The following is a 1,192-nucleotide window of genomic DNA, read 5'->3' on the forward strand; positions in this document are numbered from 1 at the left end:
CCTGTTTTGGTAAACTTCCCTGTTTTTCAGACCAATTAAAATTATTAAATTTAGTTTGTTAAACATTATGAAAAAGAGCAAATTTTCAGAACATCAGATTATCAATATTCTGAAAGAATATGAATCTGGGAAAGCTACAAAAGACATCTGTCGAGAACATGGGATTTCTGCACCTACTTTCTATCAATGGAAGCAAAAGTATGGAGGAATGGATGCGCAGCATCTTAAGGAGCTTAAAGCTCTACAGGAGGAAAACGTACGTCTTAAACGCATGTTTGCAGATCTGAGCCTGGATCATCGTATCTTAAAGGATATCATTGAAAAAAAGCTTTAAAGCTCTGTGAACGAAAAGAACTGGCAAAGGGGGTTATTAGCGAAACAGGAATCAGTGTTCATAGGGCTTGCAAGATCGTCTGCATGAGCCGCAGTATGTATTATTATGGGCATAAAAAAGACGACCAACCCGTTATCTCAAAATTACTGGATTTGGCAGCGAGGTATCCTACAAGGGGATTTGAAACCTATTATGGTAAGATACGTTTGGAAGGTCTGCTTTGGAACAGAAAAAGAGTCCTTCGTGTTTATCGAAATATTAATTTAAAACTAAGAGTTAAGCGCAAACGTCGTATTCCGTGTCGGATTAAAGAGAAGCTGATTGTCCCAGGTGCAGTCAATGAGACATGGTCAATTGACTTCATGAGCGATGCTTTGTCTAATGGACGAAGGTTTAGGGTTCTGAATGTCATTGATGATTATAATAGGGAGTCATTGGTTAATGAAGCGTTTTATTCAATTCCAGGTGTCAGATTGGTACAAAGATTAAAAGAATTAATCACATACAGAACTAAGCCCAAGCGCATAAGATCCGACAACGGTCCTGAGTTTTTATCCAAGGTTTTTGTGGACTTCTGTAAAGATAATGACATTGAATTGTAATATATACAACCGGGAAAGCCCGCACAAAATGCATATATTGAACGCTTAAACCGCACATTCAGAGAAGATGTTTTAGATGCATATCTGTTCGGATCTTTAATAGAAGTAAATGCAATTGCTTATGAGTGGCAGATCGATTACAATAGTAATCATCCGCATAAATCGTTAAATGGACTTAGTCCTTGGCTGTATGCTAAAGAAGTTTTAGTGTATTAGAGTGTATTTTATATTTATTAACTGTTTGAAAAAGGGAAAG

At 36.9% G+C, this 1,192-nt stretch carries 3 protein-coding genes; all 3 read left to right on the forward strand.

Annotated elements, in window-relative coordinates:
• Positions 1 to 67 precede the first annotated feature (67 nt).
• The 3 genes from BUC06_RS24250 (at position 68) to BUC06_RS24475 (ending at position 1,152) form a co-directional block, all read left to right on the forward strand.
• On the forward strand, positions 68 to 334 hold the full coding sequence (locus tag BUC06_RS24250) for a transposase (protein WP_073337027.1): 267 nt from the start codon (positions 68 to 70) through the stop codon (positions 332 to 334).
• An 83-nt stretch (positions 335 to 417) separates the two neighbouring features.
• Positions 418 to 936, forward strand: a complete 519-nt coding sequence (locus BUC06_RS24255) for a DDE-type integrase/transposase/recombinase (protein WP_083564185.1) — start codon at positions 418 to 420, stop codon at positions 934 to 936.
• A 36-nt stretch (positions 937 to 972) separates the two neighbouring features.
• Positions 973 to 1,152, forward strand: coding sequence for an integrase core domain-containing protein (locus BUC06_RS24475; RefSeq protein WP_394363693.1), 180 nt, complete (start codon positions 973 to 975; stop codon positions 1,150 to 1,152).
• Positions 1,153 to 1,192: the final 40 nt, after the last annotated feature.

The sequence above is a fragment of the Chryseobacterium carnipullorum genome (assembly GCF_900142785.1).
Taxonomy (GTDB): Bacteria; Bacteroidota; Bacteroidia; order Flavobacteriales; family Weeksellaceae; genus Chryseobacterium; species Chryseobacterium carnipullorum.

Excerpts from the sequence above, each read along its gene's own strand:
- BUC06_RS24255 (WP_083564185.1), top strand. The coding sequence starts at position 418 with ATGAGCCGCAGTATGTATTATTATGGGCATAAAAAAGACGACCAACCC.
- BUC06_RS24250 (WP_073337027.1), top strand. The coding sequence starts at position 68 with ATGAAAAAGAGCAAATTTTCAGAACATCAGATTATCAATATTCTGAAA.